Annotated in this window: 14 protein-coding genes; 10 read left to right on the top strand and 4 right to left on the bottom strand. The window is 31.4% G+C overall.

Going from position 1 to position 20,157, the window contains the following annotated elements; genetic code table 4:
* Window positions 1-141: 141 nt before the first annotated feature.
* Window positions 142-459 carry a hypothetical protein gene (locus T384_RS0104530; RefSeq protein WP_027120018.1) on the bottom strand — a complete coding sequence of 106 codons (318 nt, stop codon included), beginning with the start codon at window positions 457-459 and terminating at the stop codon, window positions 142-144.
* Between the two features lie 595 nt (window positions 460-1,054).
* On the opposite strand from T384_RS0104530, the gene T384_RS0104525 reads away from it, so the two are divergent.
* The 6 genes from T384_RS0104525 to T384_RS0104500 all read left to right on the top strand — a co-directional run bounded on the left by T384_RS0104525 (window position 1,055) and on the right by T384_RS0104500 (window position 12,420).
* Window positions 1,055-3,649: a vitamin B12-dependent ribonucleotide reductase gene (locus T384_RS0104525; RefSeq protein ID WP_027120017.1), complete on the top strand. Its 2,595-nt coding sequence runs from the start codon at window positions 1,055-1,057 to the stop codon at window positions 3,647-3,649.
* A gap of 202 nt (window positions 3,650-3,851) precedes the next feature.
* Window positions 3,852-5,417 (top strand): hypothetical protein, encoded by a 1,566-nt coding sequence (locus tag T384_RS0104520; RefSeq protein WP_027120016.1) that lies wholly within the window; start codon window positions 3,852-3,854, stop codon window positions 5,415-5,417.
* Between the two features lie 37 nt (window positions 5,418-5,454).
* Window positions 5,455-6,654: an arginine deiminase gene (locus T384_RS0104515; RefSeq protein ID WP_027120015.1), complete on the top strand. Its 1,200-nt coding sequence runs from the start codon at window positions 5,455-5,457 to the stop codon at window positions 6,652-6,654.
* A gap of 310 nt (window positions 6,655-6,964) precedes the next feature.
* Window positions 6,965-8,707: an APC family permease gene (locus T384_RS0104510; RefSeq protein ID WP_052663555.1), complete on the top strand. Its 1,743-nt coding sequence runs from the start codon at window positions 6,965-6,967 to the stop codon at window positions 8,705-8,707.
* A 321-nt stretch (window positions 8,708-9,028) separates the two neighbouring features.
* The gene (locus T384_RS0104505; RefSeq protein WP_027120013.1) at window positions 9,029-10,666 is read left to right on the top strand and encodes an APC family permease; all 1,638 of its coding nucleotides are present in this window, start codon (window positions 9,029-9,031) and stop codon (window positions 10,664-10,666) included.
* 131 nt (window positions 10,667-10,797) lie between these two features.
* Window positions 10,798-12,420 carry an APC family permease gene (locus T384_RS0104500; RefSeq protein WP_027120012.1) on the top strand — a complete coding sequence of 541 codons (1,623 nt, stop codon included), beginning with the start codon at window positions 10,798-10,800 and terminating at the stop codon, window positions 12,418-12,420.
* Between the two features lie 348 nt (window positions 12,421-12,768).
* On the opposite strand, the gene T384_RS07145 is transcribed toward T384_RS0104500, so the two are convergent.
* Complete coding sequence (locus tag T384_RS07145; protein ID WP_084266143.1) at window positions 12,769-13,011, bottom strand: transposase; 243 nt, start codon at window positions 13,009-13,011, stop codon at window positions 12,769-12,771.
* A 594-nt stretch (window positions 13,012-13,605) separates the two neighbouring features.
* On the opposite strand from T384_RS07145, the gene T384_RS0104495 reads away from it, so the two are divergent.
* Together T384_RS0104495 and T384_RS07480 are read left to right on the top strand one after the other, a co-directional pair.
* Complete coding sequence (locus tag T384_RS0104495) at window positions 13,606-14,169, top strand: hypothetical protein (RefSeq protein ID WP_156933137.1); 564 nt, start codon at window positions 13,606-13,608, stop codon at window positions 14,167-14,169.
* Window positions 14,170-14,483: 314 nt separating this feature from the next.
* Window positions 14,484-15,029, top strand: a complete 546-nt coding sequence (locus tag T384_RS07480; protein ID WP_156933136.1) for a hypothetical protein — start codon at window positions 14,484-14,486, stop codon at window positions 15,027-15,029.
* Window positions 15,030-15,417: 388 nt separating this feature from the next.
* On the opposite strand, the gene T384_RS0104490 is transcribed toward T384_RS07480, so the two are convergent.
* Window positions 15,418-15,621 carry a hypothetical protein gene (locus tag T384_RS0104490; RefSeq protein ID WP_027120010.1) on the bottom strand — a complete coding sequence of 68 codons (204 nt, stop codon included), beginning with the start codon at window positions 15,619-15,621 and terminating at the stop codon, window positions 15,418-15,420.
* 540 nt (window positions 15,622-16,161) lie between these two features.
* Between T384_RS0104490 and T384_RS0104485 the strand changes: the two genes are divergently transcribed.
* Both T384_RS0104485 and T384_RS0104480 read left to right on the top strand, forming a co-directional pair.
* Window positions 16,162-18,291, top strand: a complete 2,130-nt coding sequence (locus T384_RS0104485) for an AAA family ATPase (protein WP_027120009.1) — start codon at window positions 16,162-16,164, stop codon at window positions 18,289-18,291.
* 191 nt (window positions 18,292-18,482) lie between these two features.
* On the top strand, window positions 18,483-19,115 hold the full coding sequence (locus T384_RS0104480; protein ID WP_027120008.1) for an ATP-binding domain-containing protein: 633 nt from the start codon (window positions 18,483-18,485) through the stop codon (window positions 19,113-19,115).
* A 265-nt stretch (window positions 19,116-19,380) separates the two neighbouring features.
* On the opposite strand, the gene T384_RS0104475 is transcribed toward T384_RS0104480, so the two are convergent.
* Complete coding sequence (locus tag T384_RS0104475) at window positions 19,381-20,019, bottom strand: DDE-type integrase/transposase/recombinase (RefSeq protein ID WP_027120007.1); 639 nt, start codon at window positions 20,017-20,019, stop codon at window positions 19,381-19,383.
* Between the last annotated feature and the right edge of the window lie 138 nt (window positions 20,020-20,157).

Here is a 20,157-nt window from a genome sequence, read left to right as displayed (position 1 = left end):
ACCAAATGAAGTTTGAAGTGAATATATCAAAAAAGTTAAACTAAAAGTCAAACGAACGGCTGATGATAATTGGTAGTGTTGCAATTGAATTTACAATCTACCTTACTTTAAGTTTTTGTTTTTAGTAAGGCAGATAATAAATTATTGAACTGAAACAGATAAATTGTTTTCTTTTTTTATTTTGTTTATTTCTTTTTTTGTTGTTACAACTTTTTTGATTTGAAGATAAAAAAGAAATTCAAAAATAGCCAAACTAATAAGAAACACAACAAACAATAATGTCCCAAGCCAAGATATATCATTTATGTTGTTAACTATAGAACCGGAATTAAGACTGCTTGGGAAATAAATTGCTACTAAAAGCATAAGGATAAACGAAAACAGACCGCTAAATAAAAATACGCCTAGCACTAAAAACTGACGGTATAGTTTATATTTGGTTTCCATATATTGATTCATAAAATATCCTCTAATTAATTTTTTGTATTGAGTAATGGACGTAGGCTTTTGCATCTATAAGCGAATTTTCTAAAGCCATTAAATTGTAACCAGTACCTTAAAAGCTGTTCCCATTCAGATTTTAAATATTTTTTTCATATGAAAATCTTCAAAATTTTTAAGTTTTAGTACTTTTCCTTAGGACGTTGGAGGAAGGGAAATTTTCGATGCAATCAATTAAAATGAAAAAATCAATACTATAATACACTAAAAAAAACAAATTAATAACGGATTTAAAAGTGATCCTTTTATTTTTGGCGCCAGATATTTGCTTACACAAAAGTTAATATTAATTAATGAAAACTTCTGTAAATATTTATTATTATCCTTTTTTTACTTGTTAACATTAATAAGTTCATCGCATCAAATTTTATCTTCTTTTTATTAAATTTAGGTTTATAAAAGAACTGTTTTATGGTTTTTTAATGTGCCCTTAAAAATACTATAAAAATATCATTTACTTTTTTGATATCTGTATATATAATAATTAGTCCGATACGTTTTCCACAAATTTATCCACAATTTTTGATAACTTAGAAGAAAGGTTCATTCCAACATGTTTGCTTACGACGCCAAAGTAAAAGACAATTTAAACCGCGCAATAAAAAACTTCCCTAATATTTCTCCCATTGCACCTACCGATCACCGATCGTTTGATGGGATATCAAGATTAGTTATGCTTGATCGCTATTCCCAAAAAGATAAATTTTTAACAACCCTTACCGTAGGTGATATTGTTGTTACTTTAATTCAGGACGATACGAGATTTCCTTCTAGAGGAATTGGTCAAGTTATTGATATTCTTGAAGATGGTCGTTTAAAAATCCAATTAGAAGAACAAGAATTTCAAAAGATTTCTCAACAAGAAAATGATGGAACTGGAATTATTATTCGTTCTAAAGACAAAGTTGAAAAGCCTTTAGAAATCTTTTATGAGCAAATTTCTCGAAGGGTTGGGAAGGCTTTAGCAAAAGTAGAAAAGAAAAAAGCTAGAAGAATCGAATATCAAGAAAAATTTGCTACAGAAATCGCAAATCTAAATATTGTTCCTGCAGGACGTGTCTTATACGGGGCTGGTAGCGATGCCAAAGTAACTTATTTTAATTGCTATGTTATGCCTAACCCAGCTGACTCTCGTGGTGGTATTTCGCGACATCGTGAAGAAGTAATGGAAATTATGAGCCGTGGTGGGGGTGTTGGAACTAATGGCTCTTCGTTACGCCCTAGAGGGACTCCTGCAATTTCAGTTGGCGGCCATTCATCTGGTTCGGTGTCTTGGTTGAATGACTTGAGTCAGTTGACTCATTTAGTCGAACAAGGCGGATCACGTCGTGGCGCGCAAATGATTATGTTATGTGATTGGCATCCCGATATTATAGAGTTCATTATTTCTAAAATGCAGAATGAAAACGTTTTGCGTTGAATAGTTAACAACATGAAAGATCGCTTGATTTTAGAAGAAGCAAACCGTAAAGTTCGGTTTGTTCCTCTAACCCCAAATGAAAAAGAAATGCATCAAGCAGTGATTAATGCTCGTGATGATGTCAGTGTCCCTGCATACGAATATTCACTTAAATTAATGAATGATGGTGGTCGTTGGGAAGTAGTTAATAGTCAGTTTTTAACTGGTGCAAATATTTCTGTAGCGATATCAGACGACTTTATGCATGCAGTAAAAAATAAAGGTAAATGACAATTACGCTATCCTGATATTCAAGCATTAAATAAAAAACAAAAAGCGTTTTATGATGCTCATTGGCACGAAATCAACGATGTTCGTGAATGAGAAAAAATGGGTTATCCAGTTCGGGTTTATTACGAAATGGATGCTGTGGACTTATGAGATTTAATTAATTTCTGTGCAACCTATTCGGCAGAACCTGGCGTTTTCTTTATTGATACTGCTAATCAAATGACAAACGCTCAAGCATACGGGCAAAAGATTTTTTGTACTAACCCTTGTGGTGAACAACCATTAGTGGCTTATTCAGTATGTAATTTGTCAGCAATTAATCTAGCTAATTTTGTTGATAAAGCCACAGGTAATTTTAAACGTCAAGAATTAGTGGAAACAGTTCGTGTGGCTGTAAGATTACAAGATAACATTACTGATGCTACCCCTTATTTTCTGCCTGCAAATAAAAAACAAGCTTTGGGTGAACGCAGAATTGGACTAGGTATCATGGGACTTCATGATATGTTAATTTGGTCGGGTAAAAAATATGGTAGTAAAGAAGGAAATAGTTTTGTTGATTTGGTAATGTCAACTATTGCCGAAACGGCATATCGAACATCACTAGATTTAGCTGTTGAAAAAAAACCCTTCCCTTTCTTAAAGCGGAAATACTTTAAAGAATTAGCTCAGCGCCCTTTTATTAAAACTTTACCTTCTGATATTGCTGATCGGATAATTAAAAAAGGAATTCGCAATTCACACTTATTAACGATTGCGCCTACTGGTTCTACAGGAACAATGGTAGGTGTGTCAACAGGATTAGAACCATACTTTGCTTTTGAATACTATCGCTCAGGACGCTTAGGCAAGATGGTTAAAGTAAAACAGGCAATCGTTACTGAATGATTAAAATATAATGATGAAAAAAATCCAGACGGCACACCGAAATGGACTGAAGATCATTTACCAGATTTCTTTGTTAAGGCGATGGATTTAAAGCCGGAAGAACACGCTCAAACTCAAATTACAATTCAACGTTGAGTTGATTCTTCTATTTCCAAAACAGTGAACGCTCCTAAAGGTTTTACTGTTAAACAAGTAGAACAAATATTTGAAATGCTTTACGACGGTAAAGCTAAGGGCGGAACTGTTTATGTGGATGGTAGTCGCGACTCGCAAGTATTAACATTAACTAATGAAGATGAAGAAACATCAAAAGCTGAACAATTACATTTAGAAATAGATACTGGATTAATCCCGGATGCTAAAGAAGTTAACGCTAGTGTTGTTAGCCCTAGCGCCGATCAAATTGATCGTGAAATCTTAGTAAGTGCTATTCGTGGTGATCGTCAAGACCGGAATATTGGTGTTAATGAGGGCGATAATTGTCCCGAATGTAAAGAGGGTGTGTTGGCTGAAATCGGTGGTTGTACTACTTGTACGAATTGTGGAATTCAATGGAAATGTGGTCTCTAACTATTAATTTTTTATTGCTTTATTTTAATTATTAGATTTGATGAATAATCTTTTATAAGATTATTCATTTTTTTAGTTTCATTCTTTTAAAATAAGGTTTTATGAAAGTTTAACAAATATCTTTGAAAACCTCATAATCTTTATTAAAATACTTATAAATTCATTTTATACTTTAAATCAATTTAAGCAAGGATAATTTCATATGTACTTCCCTCAATATTTTAATGAAAACGGAAAACTAAATATTAATTTGGATAGACAAATTTTCCGTTTGAAAAACTCTATCCCTCAAGAAGAACTTTTATTTCAAATGCTCTCATTTTTAGATGTCTATGAAAGCAAAGTTTTAACAAAAAATTTATGTAGTTTGTTAGAACCTAAATTTAAAGAATCACTTGATAATTGCGAAGTTCGTCTCATAAAATATTTTGGTTTTAACTTTAATCGCACTGAGTTTATTGTGGATATTTCCATAAATAATCCCAAGAACAAAAAACGTGAATCTGCAGCCATCATCATAAAAGGCTTTCAAAATAATATACCAGAAGAAATAACTGGTTTGATTCCTTTGCTAAATCAATTAAGAAAACTGAACAACCTTGATGTTTTAGCTCCTTATTACGCCAATTCAAAAGATTTTTTAAAACTTAGCCAAGATGAATCAATTCGGGATTTTCAAAATTTAATAGCTAACTTAAAAATAACCTCTAAAACACTTTCTAAAGAAAATTCCAAAAGTATCCGAAAAACCATTTCTGAAATGGCACTTTCGTTATTTAAAGTCGAGTTTGAAGCTTATCGAATTAGAGAAGAAAATCAAAAGGTTTTCTTAGATTTGTTATTGATATTTTGTGACTCAGAACAAGAACCAATTTACGAAACATCCACTTGATTGACTTTTGAATTAATTGATAATCAAAGCACACGACCATCACTTGAAGAAATATCTGATAATATCGATGCTTTTGCTTTTAATGTTCCTACTAACAAAGAAGGAGATGGTGTAGGGGTTGACGAATTCCAAGATAATATTACGAAAATTTTAAAAAGCAAAGATCGAACCCAAGGTTTAATTAAATATCTAGGCAAAATTTTTGAACTTCTTTTGGGAAATGCAAAAATAGGTCAAGCGCTCGTGGAAAGCCACCAGTTCCAATCTTATGCCACCATGCGTGCTAAGCTTTATTTTGGAGATGAAGAACAAGAAAATGAACAGTCACCAATGCTTTGAAAAAATGTTGCAAAAATCAATTTTACTCAAATGTATAAAGTTTTTGCGGGCGATGATCGAAAAGATTATTTTTTAAAGCGCCTTGCTAGAAAAATGAAATATCAGACCTTTGTAATGCCATCTTTTGATCTTGACGAAAAGGCTAGTCTTGCTAAATTAGATCCTTTATTATTGACTGAAAGTGTGCTTTTAAATGAAAAAAATAAAAAATCAGAATTGACTATTGTTGAATATATTAACAAATTAGCGAAGGGAAATTTCGAAGATAATGAAGAATATTGAGATCACTACGAAGATATCCCTTGTACTGCGCCAAAAGGTTTTGAAGCTGAATTAGTTGCATATTGGAGTACAGGTGTACGAGATGTTGCTGATTTTAATGAGATTTTAGAAATTGCTATTCGTGTTAAATCAGAAAATGATAAAAAACCAAATCCTTTCGTCGTTTTTGAAAAAATAAAATGATCACCGCCAGATTTATCAAAGATGGCAAAAAAATTCGAAAAGAAAACAAAAAAAGAGAAGAAACTGAATTAATTAGTCACCTAATTTATAGTTTAAATAGAGATTTAAAGTGAAGAACATAAACGTATATAGCGAAGTTGGAAAATTAAAAGAAGTAGTGGTTCACACACCAGGTGAGGAATTACATAATGTCGCTCCAAGTCGTCTTCAGGAATTGTTAACTTCTGCTGTTTTAGAGCCGGAAGTTGCACGAAAAGAACATCTTAAATTCATTAAAATATTGAACGATTACGGCGTAAAAGTGATTCAAATAGTGGATTTGATTACCGAAACTTACGAAGCAGTCGATTCTAATAAAAAAGAAGCTTTTATTAATAATTGGTTAGATAATTCCGTGCCTAAATTAACAGATAAAAACCGAATGATTCTGCGTAATTATTTAACTCAATTTTCTACCAAGGCCATGATTCGTAAAATGATATCTGGAATTAGAGCGAAGGAATTAAATCTTAAAACCCCTTCTGCTTTACTAGTTGATCCTATGCCAAATCTTTGTTTTGCAAGAGATACTTTTGCCTGTGTTGGTTCAGCTATCTCTTTAAGTACGATGAAGCACCCAACAAGAAGGCGAGAAGCTTTATTAACAGAATTTATTTTTCAAAATCACCCCAAATATAAAGATGTTATTAAATATTTTGACTCAAAAAATTCAAAAGCCACAATTGAAGGTGGAGACATTTTTGTTTATAATCCAAAAACCTTGGTTGTTGGAAATAGCGAACGAACGAACATGCAAGCATGTTTGCTGTTAGCTAAAAAAATTCAATCAAACCCCAACAATAAATTTGAAAAGATTGTGATTGTTAACGTTCCACCATTGCCACATTTAATGCATTTAGATACTTGGCTTACTATGGTTGACTACGATAAATTCATTTATTCTCCAAATATTTTACATACCTTAAAATTTTGAGTTATTGATTTAAAAAAACGTAAACTTGAAGCAGTTGAAAAACACAATACCTTAAAAGCAATGTTAAGAATGATTATTAAAAAAGAACCTATTTTAATTCCTGTAGGTGATGTTGGTGCTGACCAATTAGATATTGATCTGGAAACACATTTCGACGCTACAAATTATTTAGCTCTTGCTCCTGGGGTTGTTGTTGGTTATGACCGAAATATTAAAACTCAAAGAGCATTAGAAAAAGCTGGGGTTAAAGTATTGAGTTTCAGCGGTAACCAACTCTCGTTAGCAATGGGGTCCGCGCGTTGTTTATCAATGCCTTTGATTCGAGAAGAAAATTAAAAAAGTACCAAATTTACAAATGATGGTGTAAACTATATAGCAATAATTTCAACTATAGGTTACATATGTTATTTCATTTAAATTTCTTTTTAAATCACTTAAAAAAATGCTGTTTTTACAAAACACATATGTTTTTCTATGCCCTTGAAATTAAAATCATCCATCTTTATAAATTTTTAAAATTGAATGTCAAACGGGCCCACGGCCTACATTCTTTTAATTAATTTATTTGTCTAGTTATCTAGACTTTATTCAATACACTAATATCTATTTAAAAATAAAACATTTGTTTTACTAATAAGGAATTCTTATGAATGAAAGTTCTATTACTCAATTTAATGAATCAGTAAAGCCCCGGCTAGCAGGAATTAATGCTGCACCAACATCTAAAAAAATTTCATTTTTTGCGGCGATGTTAATTGTGATGGGATCATCAATTGGTGCAGGTATTTTTTTTAAATCTCAAACAGTTTTAGACTTATCACAATCCTCACTCATTTTGGCCATCTTCTCATGAATAGTTAGTGCCATTTCAGTAATTGCTATGGGATTGGCACTTGTTGAAATTGGCTCTGCCCGTAATGATAATTTATCAATGATAGGGTGGACGAAAGTTTTTAATAGTCGAATGGTTTTTAAAGCATCGAAAAACTTTATGTTTTATGTGTATGCGCCATTAACCTATTTTTTTATGCCACTATACGCATTAGTTTCTTTTCAAGATGGCATCGGGTCTTTTATCCACGCTGATGCTTCACCTTTAGTTATTGGAACTAACGCGGATTGAGCAATCTGAGGATTAATTGCAATTTTTCTTTCAATTTATTTCATTTTTGTAACCGGCATGTCTTCAAGAGTGGGAAATATGCAAAATAAAATAATTACTTCTGTCAAATTTTTGCCATTGGCCTTAGTGGCTATTGTTGGTTTTGTTTTGGCTGGAATACTGCCCAACCAAACAGTAGATAAAGTTTCTTCGTTGGTAGTTAATCCACCGTCTTTTTCTGTTGATGTAGTTCAGGCAAATGGCAGTAAATCAAGTTTGTCGTTTTTATCGTCCCTAGCTAACGGAGCATCATTACAAGCTTTTGTTCCGGGCCTTGGTTTATTTCTTGCGGTTGGAGCGATTTTCTTTGCCTTCGATGGTTTTTACATAACCGCTGGGCTTCAATCAGAAATGCGCGAACCAAAGAAAACACCATACACAATTTTAGTTGGCCTTGGAATAACCACTTTAATTTATGTTATTTTAGCTGTCAGCATGACAATTAATGGCGGTAGTTTCTATGCTATGAAAGAAAATATGATGCGGGCTTTTGGACACGAAGGGATTCCTGGTAGAGTTTTGTTTGGGATTATTAGCTTAGGAATAGCTTTTGGAATTTTAGGAATTATTAATGGATCAGCATTATGATTTCCTAGATTTACCGAAGATTTGTTAAAAGAAGGTGAATTACCATTCGCTATTAAATATATCAATAAACTAAATCCTAATTGTCCCAAGATTGGAATAAGATATACAGTTTCAATATACGTCCCTATTGCTATCGTGTTTACTATTATTGGTGGCTTAGGTTATATTCAAAGTGATTCTTATGCAGGGTATGGAATTGGTTTGGATCGGTTATATAATTTTGCAGATTTAATGGCCACCTGGACATCTGTTTTTGCTTTTTCATTTATTGCTGCTTCGATTTATGGTGGACTGAAAAACCGAAAAACCAAAAAAATAATTACAGATCAAAAATCTTATTTTAAGCCCATGGCTATTATTTCTGTGATTATTGTTACTATCTCGATGGGAATAACTATAGTGATGCCAATTCTTGATATGTTCTTGTTGTCACAAGTTAATCCACACGAGCGATTTTATGCCAATGGTTCTAGTTATCTTGATATTGTTGTTTCTAGAATCGTAACAGTTGTTGTTTTATTAATCTATGCCTTTTTTACTTTTTTGGTGAGTTTTTTAGAAAACGTTATGAACATTAAAAAATTTGGTTCTTTAGAAAAATATGAAGCATGACAAAAAGAACATTTTAAAGTTTCTTAAGATTTTTAATTTCAATTATTTTTTAAATCTGGAACCCAACGATACTTGAAGTAAGAAATAAATATTTTTTTACTTTTTAAGTTCTATATGTATAATTTGAACAATCAATTCGGTGATAAGAATACCTTAAAGACTTAGAATCGCTTTGGGTATTTTTCTTTTTCCTTCTTTTTCTTTTAGAAACCAAGTAGTAAATTAATGTAAATGTCTTGTTTCCAAAAGAATTTGATTGAACAAGAAAAAAACTCCGATTGATTGTTTTTTCAATTTTTAATAAATTGTTGTTTACAAATTTTCTTTGAAAGGTTATTTAATAAAAATATGAAAGTCCAGTCTGCGAGAAAACTTGGATTTTGGGCAGCATTAGCAGTAGTAATTGGTAATGTTGTCGGAATTGGGATTTTCTTAAAAAACTTGTCTGTTGTTAACTTTGCAACTATTATTCCTCAACCGGTAAATGGAGCAGGCGATCCAATTCCAGGTGAATTCGGAACTTTTTCGTTTTATTCTGTTTTAGTTTCGTGAATCGTTGGCGCTGTGATTACTTTTTTTGCCGCTTTATCTTTTGCTGAAGTTTCAACATCAAGGGCTTCTAAAGCCGGCTTGGCGGGATGAAGTGAACAATTAGGAGGGAGAAGATTTGGGCGCTTTGTACGTTTTAATCATACGACTTTCTACTACGCTATTTTAGTTGCCGCTTTACCTTTTTTAGCTGTTCAAGGTTTATACAGTGCAATAGATATCGGAGTTAATGGTCGTTCTTCTGGCCAAGTTCATTTTGGTTATATCTTTTTAGGCGGCGCAATAATTTTGGTATCGTTTATTGCTTTGAACTTATTTGCTACTAAATCTTCAGCTGTTTTTCAGTACGCTTCAATCTTTTTCAAAATTGTTCCTTTAGTATTGGTGTTTATTATTGGGTTAATAAATGCTAATCAATCAGACGTTTTTGGAAAAACAGCTGCAGAAGTAAACGCGAGTCCTTTAGCTCAAGCTCCGGCTCACGTTCCAGGGCTATTACCAGTTTCTACATTCAACGTTGGTGGGATGTTTAGTGCTTTGCCGGCCGTTTTCTTTACTTTTGATGCTTATGTTACAGTTGGGAATATGGCTGATGATGTTAAAAATCCACACCGCAATATTCCTCTTGCGATAGTTTTTGGAATTATTATTGCAGCAGTAATTTACATCGTTATTTCAGTTGGAGCAGGTTTGACTGGGTTTGGTAATGCATCAGATATAATGCAAACTTTAATTCCAAGTACAGCCGCTAATGTTGCTATGGCCCGCCAAGGTTTAGCTATCTTCATTTTGGTATTTATTAGTTTAAGTGCTTTTGGGGTGGTTAACACCTTGACTCTTGTAACAATCAAAAGCAATGAATCGCTAATCGAAGAAGGGCAAGTAATGGGATACCAATTCTTGCAAAAAATGAATAATAAAACTAAACATTCAGGAACTTTAATTTTAATGGCTTTAACTTCTGGTGTTTACTTTATTGTTGTTGGAATTTTTGGATCAATATACAATACAGACGCTTTGTCTGATTCAATAACAAATATCCCGGTATTGTTCTTCTTTTTAGTTTATGCAATTGTTATTACTTTAGCTTTTGTTGATCGTTTTACTAAAAAACAATGTCATCGGGTCTGGGGATTTTGAGTAGCAGCTCCAATTGCAGCAGTTTGTATTTACGCTGCCTTTGCATACCAATTCTTTGTTTCAAATATCGTTGATCCCGCTCAGAACCCATTCGCAAGAACTGGGAACGGATTATTCTTTACTAATAATCCATGATTCAATTGACAAAATACAATTTTGTTCTGAGTATTATTAATAATCTTTATTGTAATGCCTGTAGTTAACCACTTTGTTATTAAAAAAACAGGCGGATATGGCAATGATGCTAAAAATGAGTTTAATAAAGTTGCAACGCAATTAAACGTAATTACGGTTTAATTTCTTTGACTTTGTAAACTTGATTAGTAGTTAGAAATATAAACCGTTTGCTTGGAAAAGTTTTCGGTTTATTTTTTTGTGTTGATGGAAGACAATAGATTTTTTTGATTAATTTCTGTAAGGAAAGTTTTATGAATATTCAAAGCGCTCGAAAAATTGGTTTTTTTACCGCATTAACAATGGCTTTAGGAAGTGTTGTGGGGATTGGCATTTTTTTAAAAAATGTATCAATTGTAGACTTTCAAGCACAGGGTGCAGACGCCGCTGGTTTTAGTGGTACTTTTTCTTTTTGAAGTATGCTAATTACATGAATTTTAGGTGCTGTAATTACTTTTCTTGCTGCATTATCTTTTGCAGAGGTTTCCTCTTCTCGAATTTCTTCTTCTGGCCTGGCTGGTTGGAGTGAGCAATTAGTAGGAAAAAGGTTTGGACGTTTTGTCCGTTTTAATCATTCACTTTTTTATTATGTAATTTCAATGGCGGTTCTTCCTTTTCTGGCAGTTGAAGGAATATACAACGCTTTAGATTTAGCTGTTAATGGTCAAGTTTCTGGAAAAGTTTCTTTTGGCTACATTTTTTTAGGCGGAATTATTGTTTCTGTTAGTTTTATTCTTTTAAATGTTTTTTCTTTGAAAGCATCTGGGCTTTTTCAAAATTTCACTACAGTTTTCAAAGTCATTGCCCTATCTGTGGTGTTTATTGTGGGGCTGATTGGGGTTAATCAAGCCCACATTTTAGATCGACCCAACCTCCAAAATAGTGATTTACTTAAGTTGTATGAATCAAGTGTTCAAGAAAATTCTGCCTCAAACTTTTTAACTCCTTCTTCTAGTTGAATAAGTGTACAAGGAATATTCGTTTCTTTCCCGGCAGTTTTTTTCTCTTTTGATGGGTACACAAATGTTGGGAACTTAGCAAAAATTGCTAAAAACCCCCAACGAACAATTCCTTTCGTAATGATTATTGCTATTATTATTGCTTCGTTAATCTATATTGTTATTTCTATAGGATCTGGGCTTACAGGTTTTGGAGATGTTGGTAAAATTCTAGCGACATTAATCCCTGATTCGGCTAGTAATGCAACATTTAGTCGTAACGCATTAGATATTTTTATTAAGTTCTTAGTTAGCATTAGTGCTTTAGGTGTTGTTAACGGAATTAGTTTTTCAGCTGTTAAAGGGTTTGAATCTTTAATAGAAGAAGGCCAAATTGTCGGCTGAAGACATTTGCAAACTATGAACCACAAAAAAGTTCACAGCGGCACTTTGCTTTTGCTTTTGTTAACCGTTAGTTTTTTATCGATTTGTGTAGGAGTTTCTGGAACAATTCTAAATACCGATTCATTGGTTGATAGTATGACTAATATTCAAGTTCTTTTGTTCTTTCTAGTTTATGCTTCTATTATTGCTGCTGCGTTTGTTGACCGCTTTACAAAAAAACAATGTCATCGCGTGTGGGGGTTTTGATTTGCTGCTCCGATTTCTTCTTTAGCTATCTTTGCAGTTTTTGTTTACATGTTTTTTTATCAAAATATTGTTTTAGCTTCCCAGCAACCGTTTTCAAATTCGGGAGCGGGGTTATTTTTTAAAAATCCGGATATAAACAACGGGTGAAGAGTATATCAAGATGCAGTTGTATTTTGAGTGTTAGTTGTTTGGTTTTTTACACTTCCCTTGATTAATCATTTACTAGTCAAGAAAACTGGCGGGTACATGCACTTGGATCATTATGAATTAAATTTAAAAGCCAAATAAAGAATTTAGTTTTTAAAGCATATAATATTAAAAAATATTAATAGCGATTGTTACACGGACATTTAGTACCAAGGAAAAGTAAGCAGTGTCACTGCTTACTTTTCGATCAAAACCATAAGTGCAGCGAGTGTATCAAAAAATGGGAATTGCTTCATGGGCTCTATCCCTCAAGCCATCAATATATCAAAATTGGTAAATTTTATCCAAAGGTCGGATCTGAAATTCTTTTAAATCTAGTACACCCAATCTGTGATTCGACTGATGGCGTCTTGATCTAGAGACATATTATAAAGATTTATAATGATGCTGCTGATGTCTTCACGACCAGTTCCTTTAGAAGACAAAAAATTAGCAATTATTACATTCCGTGAATATGCGTTGTCTTTTAGGCATGATGATTGGGTTGAATGAACCATTCCGGTCATATGGAATCTTGATTTGTATTTTACCTACTAATGATGTTATTGTTTTTTCGATAAATCCGCTTCGATAATTCAGGCCATGTGATTGTTCATGATAATCATATCCTAAACGTTCTTTCATCTCAGTTTTTAAAATTACATTTAATGATTCAGAGAAAACTTTAGTCATTGATTTAATTAAACTAGAAGCCCTACTCTAATTAAATATCGGGTTTATACAAAACCAATTGGTTAAATTGGCACATAACTTTACTGGAACTATCAAATTTTGATGATTTTGGAGTTTTTTGTCTTAGCCATCGTTAATTTTCCTTAGTTATTTGAATTTTAACATGATGTCTAATTTATACAGTTATTTCGTTACTACCATTTTGGGTTAACAGAAGCGAGAAATGTTACTATGTGTAAACGTTTAAATGGTTACAAAAATAAGGTCTCAGGTTTTTATTTGTTATTTTTTATTTTTTTTCAGATGTATTAAATATTTGTTACTTTGGTTTTAAATAAATTTCATTCATAGTAACCCTTCCCTAAAGCCCTGAGGATAAGGGCTAAGATTAAAAATTTCGAGGTTTTTTAAAAAATTTTCAAAATTTGAATGGGATCATCTTTTTCTTTGTTATGTTCTATTTCGATTTTAAGTCCAGCTGTTCTTTTAGTAAATCACAGTAAATCTCAGCATATTATAAAACAAAAAACTGTTAGCAATTTTTCTATTTTGAATCAAGATAAAAATACCGTAGTGGGAAAATATTCTATACCTTTGCAACCAGTCAAAAACAACGTTTTAAAAAATAAGATTGATTTGTTTACTGTGTTTATGGATGCGCAAGAAGATAATCCAGCATCACCAAGATATTTTGGTAGAAATAATCAAATGTTTGGTGGTTCTAGATATGGTGGGTTAGCAGGCTCATATGCAGACCAAGGAGATATAGAAATGTTCCTTCCTCCTGAACCTTGAGTTCCGCCAGTATTGCCCCAAGGTTATAATTTAACAGATATGCTTTCCAAAATACAATATGCAAAAAAATTGCTTCAAATTTCATCGGATTCTGTTCAAACCTCAATTGATAGTGTTGGAGAACTTACTTCTATTCTGAGTAAATTAGGAATTGGTTTATCATTTATTTTACCGGTTGCTCCTATTGCTTTTGGTCTTAGTATATTAGCAGATACATTCACAACATTTAGAGAAGAATTATTAAAAGTTAAAAGTGTATTATCTGATGGAATAAATTCTTTAAATAGCGTTATTGATAAAACATCTGTTGCTATTGAGTCGAAGCTGGCAGGATTAATTAAAAACGTATTGCTAAACGAATAAAGAATTTAAAATCACTTTCTTCTAATCTTGACAATTTGTTCAACCAATATTTAACTAATTCTATTAAATATAATATAGATGATACCAATAAAAAAATCAAAAATTGCATGTATTATTTGAGCGCGGCTTTGTCTTTAGTTCAGTCTTAGAGATTTTAATAATTAATCTCCAAAATTATAGATTTTCAAATTTAAGTATGAGGGAATTATGGATAACGATTTATTTTTATTCAAAAATTATATTGATTTAGAATCTAAAAAAAACATTACAATATTTGAGTCTTTTTTACATCTTATATTTGTTTGCTTTTACTGATGATAGGGCTTTATATAACTTCTGCCGTGCTCGATAATTTTTCCAGAGCATGATCTGCTCAGGCAAGCACTTTTAGTAGCCAGATCTCACTGGCAAATCGTTCTCTTAATTTTCAAGAAGCTGACAGTTTATTTGCTCAGCAACAAATTTTTTTGAATTTGTCGAGCTCACTACAACAATTAAGCAACACTTTTAATATAACATCTAGTGTAATTTTACTCTGTTTGTTTTTGCTATCTTTAGTTTTTTATTGAGCAATTCTTCCATATGGGGCTTCATTATGAATTTTGAATCGAATGAACAAAGACAAAAAATTTAATAAACGCACCCTTCGATTTTATAAAAAGTGGCGTTTTATGTTTTTCAATAAAAATTTAGAGAGGGTTATACAAGGTTATTTAAGAAAAACCGAACGTTCTTATTTCAAACTGGATTATATGTACAACAAAATATTAAAAAATATGGATAATATATTTGGTTCAAATAATTTTTATAGTCGGTATTATTCTTTGAAAAATAATCAAATCAATAAAGAGATCAGTTAAATGTGATTTTTATGCATTCATGAATTGTAGTATTTGATTCGACATTTGACATTTTTTTGTAATAAACTTATCTGTGAGAGTATAGATTTAAGTGTGTAAAGTTTAACAACATCATAAAAACTTAAGATGATGTTAAATCCTTTGTTGTAAACATTTTATCAAAACGTTCAAAAATCTAGTTAACTATCAGACGAATAAATAGCAAAGTGTCGCCACTTATGAAAGTGGCTTGTTATTTAAAATCCATGTTGTTAGGAATATTTAGTACTGTGATTCTATTTCGTGTTCACGGAAGGCAACCAATTGCTTATGGATTTCATCCCAGTTTTTTATCGGTCTACCCTCTTCACGCAGGATGTATTTGCGGCATGCCAAGCAAATTAGTTTCTTAATTGCTACCAGAGGCACTATACTCGTCAAATAATAATAGAGCTTGTCGGTTTTGCTGTTGGTTAAAGTTGGCGTTCTGCATAATGTTTTGCATAATGATATCAGCAACAGCTTTAGAGTTGGTGATATCTTCAAAAGTTGTGATACTAAAATACAGCAAATTAACATTATTTTCGTGATGAAGAATATCTTTTAAACCCACTCCGTTTAATTTGAAGCAGTGATGCGATACCAATGTATTGAAAGGGGCTGCAATTGTGTTTGTTGAAAACCTTGTTTTCTTGATTTTCCTTTATATTTTGTATTTGGGAATGGCTTTTTTACTTGGAAATAAGGTTATGGTTATAATGGCGTTTACACAGATTTATTAGGTGTTGATGTAAGAGGGAGAGTTAGTGATTTATTTCAGCAATATCTGTTTTTCATAAATGAGCCAGAACAGTTCAGCTTGAATAATTTAATGGGACACTACAAGTTATACGGCAAAACTGTAGAAGACCAAAAGATTTGTTTATTTGGTGAGTTTAGAAAGACGCAGCTCAATGTCGTTAAGCTGAAAGAAAAACAGGCAATACAACACACAGAATTGAATTACGACAAAAGCGCGCTTTAAACGCGCTTTTTCTTTTATGAGGGACATGTTGTTCGAATCTTTTAAAGATTAAATTTTAATAGGATTTTTCCTCCTTAAATCAAAATACAATTACAATATTAAGAAAATTTAAAAGAAAACAAAAAAACAATGGATAACAAAGAAACTCAAGCACTAACGAACGATAAACAACTAGAGATAATAAATGAATATATAGAATACCAATTTTCTTTAATAAATTCAAATGTTACTAAAAAAATGAAAGAAAGGGTTTCACAGCAAATTGCAATTGTACTGCGCCACTTGGTAAATCACATTATTGCAAAGGTGGTGAGAAAACTTGAAAAAAATGACGATATTGATGAATACATAAGTTATAAAGAATTAGAAGATAGTTTAGGATACCTTAAAAGCCACTGCCCCCGAGATGCAAAACCTAAATATTTTTTTCTTATTGATTTTTATGAAAAATTTAAATATTCTGTCTCACATTACCTACCGTCTCCAGAGGCTTGTCAAAAATTGATGTGAGATTATATTAAGTTTTTGTATGAAATTAAAGAGTTAATGAGAAAAGATTTTAACGAGGAGTATTTTTCAAATATTACAAATTTTATTCTTGAATACGACCCAATGGTTCTTGAACACTACAACAAAATTTCTGATTTATTAATGGAAAAAAATGTAAACGAAATTGTCGAAGACAAATTTTATGTAATTAAATCGGCGCCCAAGTTTACTAAAAATGGAAGAATTTTTGAAGTGACACTTTCACCTGTTGAGGATTGTGAAAATAAATTTCGTAGAATAACTGCTTACACTTTACTAAAATTAAACACAAACTATGCTTTGGATTTGCAAATTTTAACCAAGTATTTTGAGTTAAACGGTAGATCTATAAAAGCAGAATTGATTGTTGGTTGGAATTTTGGAATTCGGATGTGTGAGATCATAAACTTTAATTATATTTTTCACGAAGAAAAGCGTTATTATTCGGAGAATGAATTGCTTTCTATATGTAAATATATGAAACACAAAAACTGTGATTTAGTTTATTTTTTGGATTGTTCTGATGATGCCTTTGATTCGTTTTGTGAAGAAATTAAAAAGGATATTGAGCCAGAGAGCAAAATCTTTTTTTACGATGTTTTAAAAAAAGTTAGAGTTTTTTGTAAGGAAAAAAGAAAAGGTTGAAAAATTCTTCGCTATCTTTTATATAGTTTTAGGTTAAAAACAATTAGACCGCAACTGTCGAGATATAACAAATGTATAAAAATCGAACATAAGGCGAATAATCTTTTATCAGATCTTCGAATAGGGAATAGCTCAATTCCGTTTGAAGACCATCCATTAAATTTTGATCTTCAAAATCTTAAACTAAAAAGATCAGATGTTTTGGATTGCTTTTGAGGGACAGATGTAGCTAAAAACCAAGAAGAAGTATTTGCTTCCTTTATAAAAGAAAAAACAGTTTATTCAGGGAAGTTATTCCTGGATGTTCAAAAAAATTGGAAAGAAATTGAGGATTGTTTACCTGTTGATGAAAAAAATATAGAAGGGATGAAGAGTTTACTTGATAAATACAATAAATCGTTATATACAAAATTTCAAGATGCCCAAATTAAATACGATTATGGGCAACTCTATTTATCGGGTTACTTAAAATCTACCAAAACAATTTTAGAAAGCATTATGAAACTTTTTAATGGCATATGTCAAACAAATTTACAAAATGAAAACTTTTCTTTTTGGTATAAAAAAGAAAACCCAAAACTAAAAAACCAAAAAAATATTGATGCCGAAAAAATATCAGGTATTACAAAAATGTTATCTCAAGGGTGTGTAGTACCAATTTACGGCCCCGCAGGGACCGGGAAATCTTTTACTATGAATGTTCTCGCTAATTTTTTTAACAAAGAGAGGAAACTTTTTCTTACTATAACAAATTCTGCGCGAAATAATTTACGAAATGTAATGGATTCAAAGAATTCTAATTTAACAAAATTTACTACAGTTGAAAAGGCAATAAATAAAGCAAGTAAAGTAGAAAATGTTTATGATGTTTTGTTTTTAGATGAAAGTAGCACAATTTCGAACGACGCCATGCTCGAAATTTTAGAAAAATTTACTAGAATTAGGTTTTTGGTTCTTGCCGGAGACATATTTCAATTAGAGTCTATCGAGTTTGGAAATTGGTTCAAACTTTTAGATAAATTTTTGCCAAATGAAAAAAAATTACTCTTAGTATCCCACACAGAGTTGACAAAGAATCACAACTAGCAAAATTTTGGGAAATAATTAGGAAAAGAAATACAATTGGAAAAGAATTTGGTAATTTTGCCAATTTTTATTTTTTTAGACTTGACGATTTTCTTTCAGATTTAGAAAAACCGCCTGTAAGTGATGAAATTATTCTTTGTTTGAATTACGACGGATTTTATGGGATAAACAGTATAAACCATTTAATTCAAATGAACAATAAAAATAAAGAATACATAATAAACCACAAAATTTATAAAGTAGGCGATCCTATTTTAATTACAAATCCTGAAAAATTTAATAATTGCTATTCTAGCAATACCAAAGGTATTATAAAAAACATTAGGTATTATCCTCCTGATGCTTGTTATAATGAAGAGAGAGTTGAATTTTTATTAGAACTCCATGTTAACGATGAAATAAATTTAATAGATCGTAATCTTTCAGAATATTCTCCGGATTGAGATTCAGGGAGACCACTTATTGTTGAAAATACTGTCGTTGTATTTATGAATCCAAACAAAAACTCAGATTTGACAAATGATTTTAAATATGTTGTTCCTTTTCAAGTTGCTTATGCTGTTTCAATCCATAAATCACAAGGCTTAGAATTTAATTCTGTAAAAATATTGTTTGATAACCAAAACGAAGAAAAAATAACACACAATGTTTTTTACACAGCTATAACAAGAGCGAAACAAAATTTAAAAATTTATTGCTCTGATGAAACTCAAAATAATATTTTTGAAAATTTTATGAAAGAGGATTATGGAGAAGATCGGAAAATTTTAAAAGATAATAAGATAATTGAACAACCTAGAGATTTTTGAAAAAATGAAAAATAGTAATATGAACTACTGGATGTAAAGCTGTCACTACAAATAAAAATAGTTTTGATAAAATAACTAAAACTGCTTATTAAACAGGTTTCTAGAAGTACGAAAATACTTAAAGAAAACATGGGGATATAGACTCATGTTCTCTTTTTACTTATATCGTGTAGGAAAATCAATTATTTTGGGTATCGAGAACACTTAAAATTCCAACCATTTAATAATGGCATTTATTATGGTTGTTTTAATTTTTTGAATTGGTATTTTAAGTTAACAACTATTCCTTACTTCCATAATCTATTTCAGATGATAAATGCTCAATGTGACCATGTACGGGCGGAAGGTATATTTCTCCTTTAAAATCAATTTCATTTAATCCTTTTAAGAAATTAATAGGAATGATATATTTTGGAAAACGATCATCATATTTATTAATGCTGTTGGTGTGGTAGCGATAAAAATTATGATATTCAACGTACTGCTTGACTTTTTCTTCAAAAACTTTCATCTCAGCAACATCTCAAATTCCTGGAAGTAATTCTTTATCATACTTACCGAAAATATTTTCAATTTGTCCATTAGCTTGACTGACACCTAATGGCGTGAATTGATGTTCTACTTTTAACGACTTTAACAAATCGTAAAATTGTGGTGACCTAACAAAATTAGTTTCTTTAAATTGCATGGCATTATCGGTTCTGGTTCTTTTAATGGTAATTCCATGTTCTTCAAAATATACATATGCTCGCTTATAGAACTCAATTAGTTCAACAGTAGTTTGCTGCACTAAAACTTCAGAGTAGAAAAATTTTGAACCTTGATCAATTAATCCTGCAACATAAAGTTTTCGTCCAAACACTGGTAATTGCGTTTTACCAAAAATCTTAATATCTAATTGAGTATGACCTGTTTCCATATAGCAAATTCGTTCAGGGTGTTTTTCTTCAATATAACGATCTGGAGTTTTTCATTTATATCTTGGATCTGCTTGAATTATTTTAGTGATAGTTGGAAGGGAGTGCTCTATACCGTTTTTTTTGCTTGTTTTTTTACA

This window comes from Mycoplasma testudinis ATCC 43263, from assembly GCF_000687795.1.
In the GTDB taxonomy this organism is placed as follows: domain Bacteria; phylum Bacillota_I; class Bacilli_A; order Mycoplasmatales; family Mycoplasmoidaceae; genus Mycoplasmoides; species Mycoplasmoides testudinis.
Note: the sequence above shows the minus strand (reverse complement) of the source record. Positions and strands in the feature narration are given on the sequence as shown.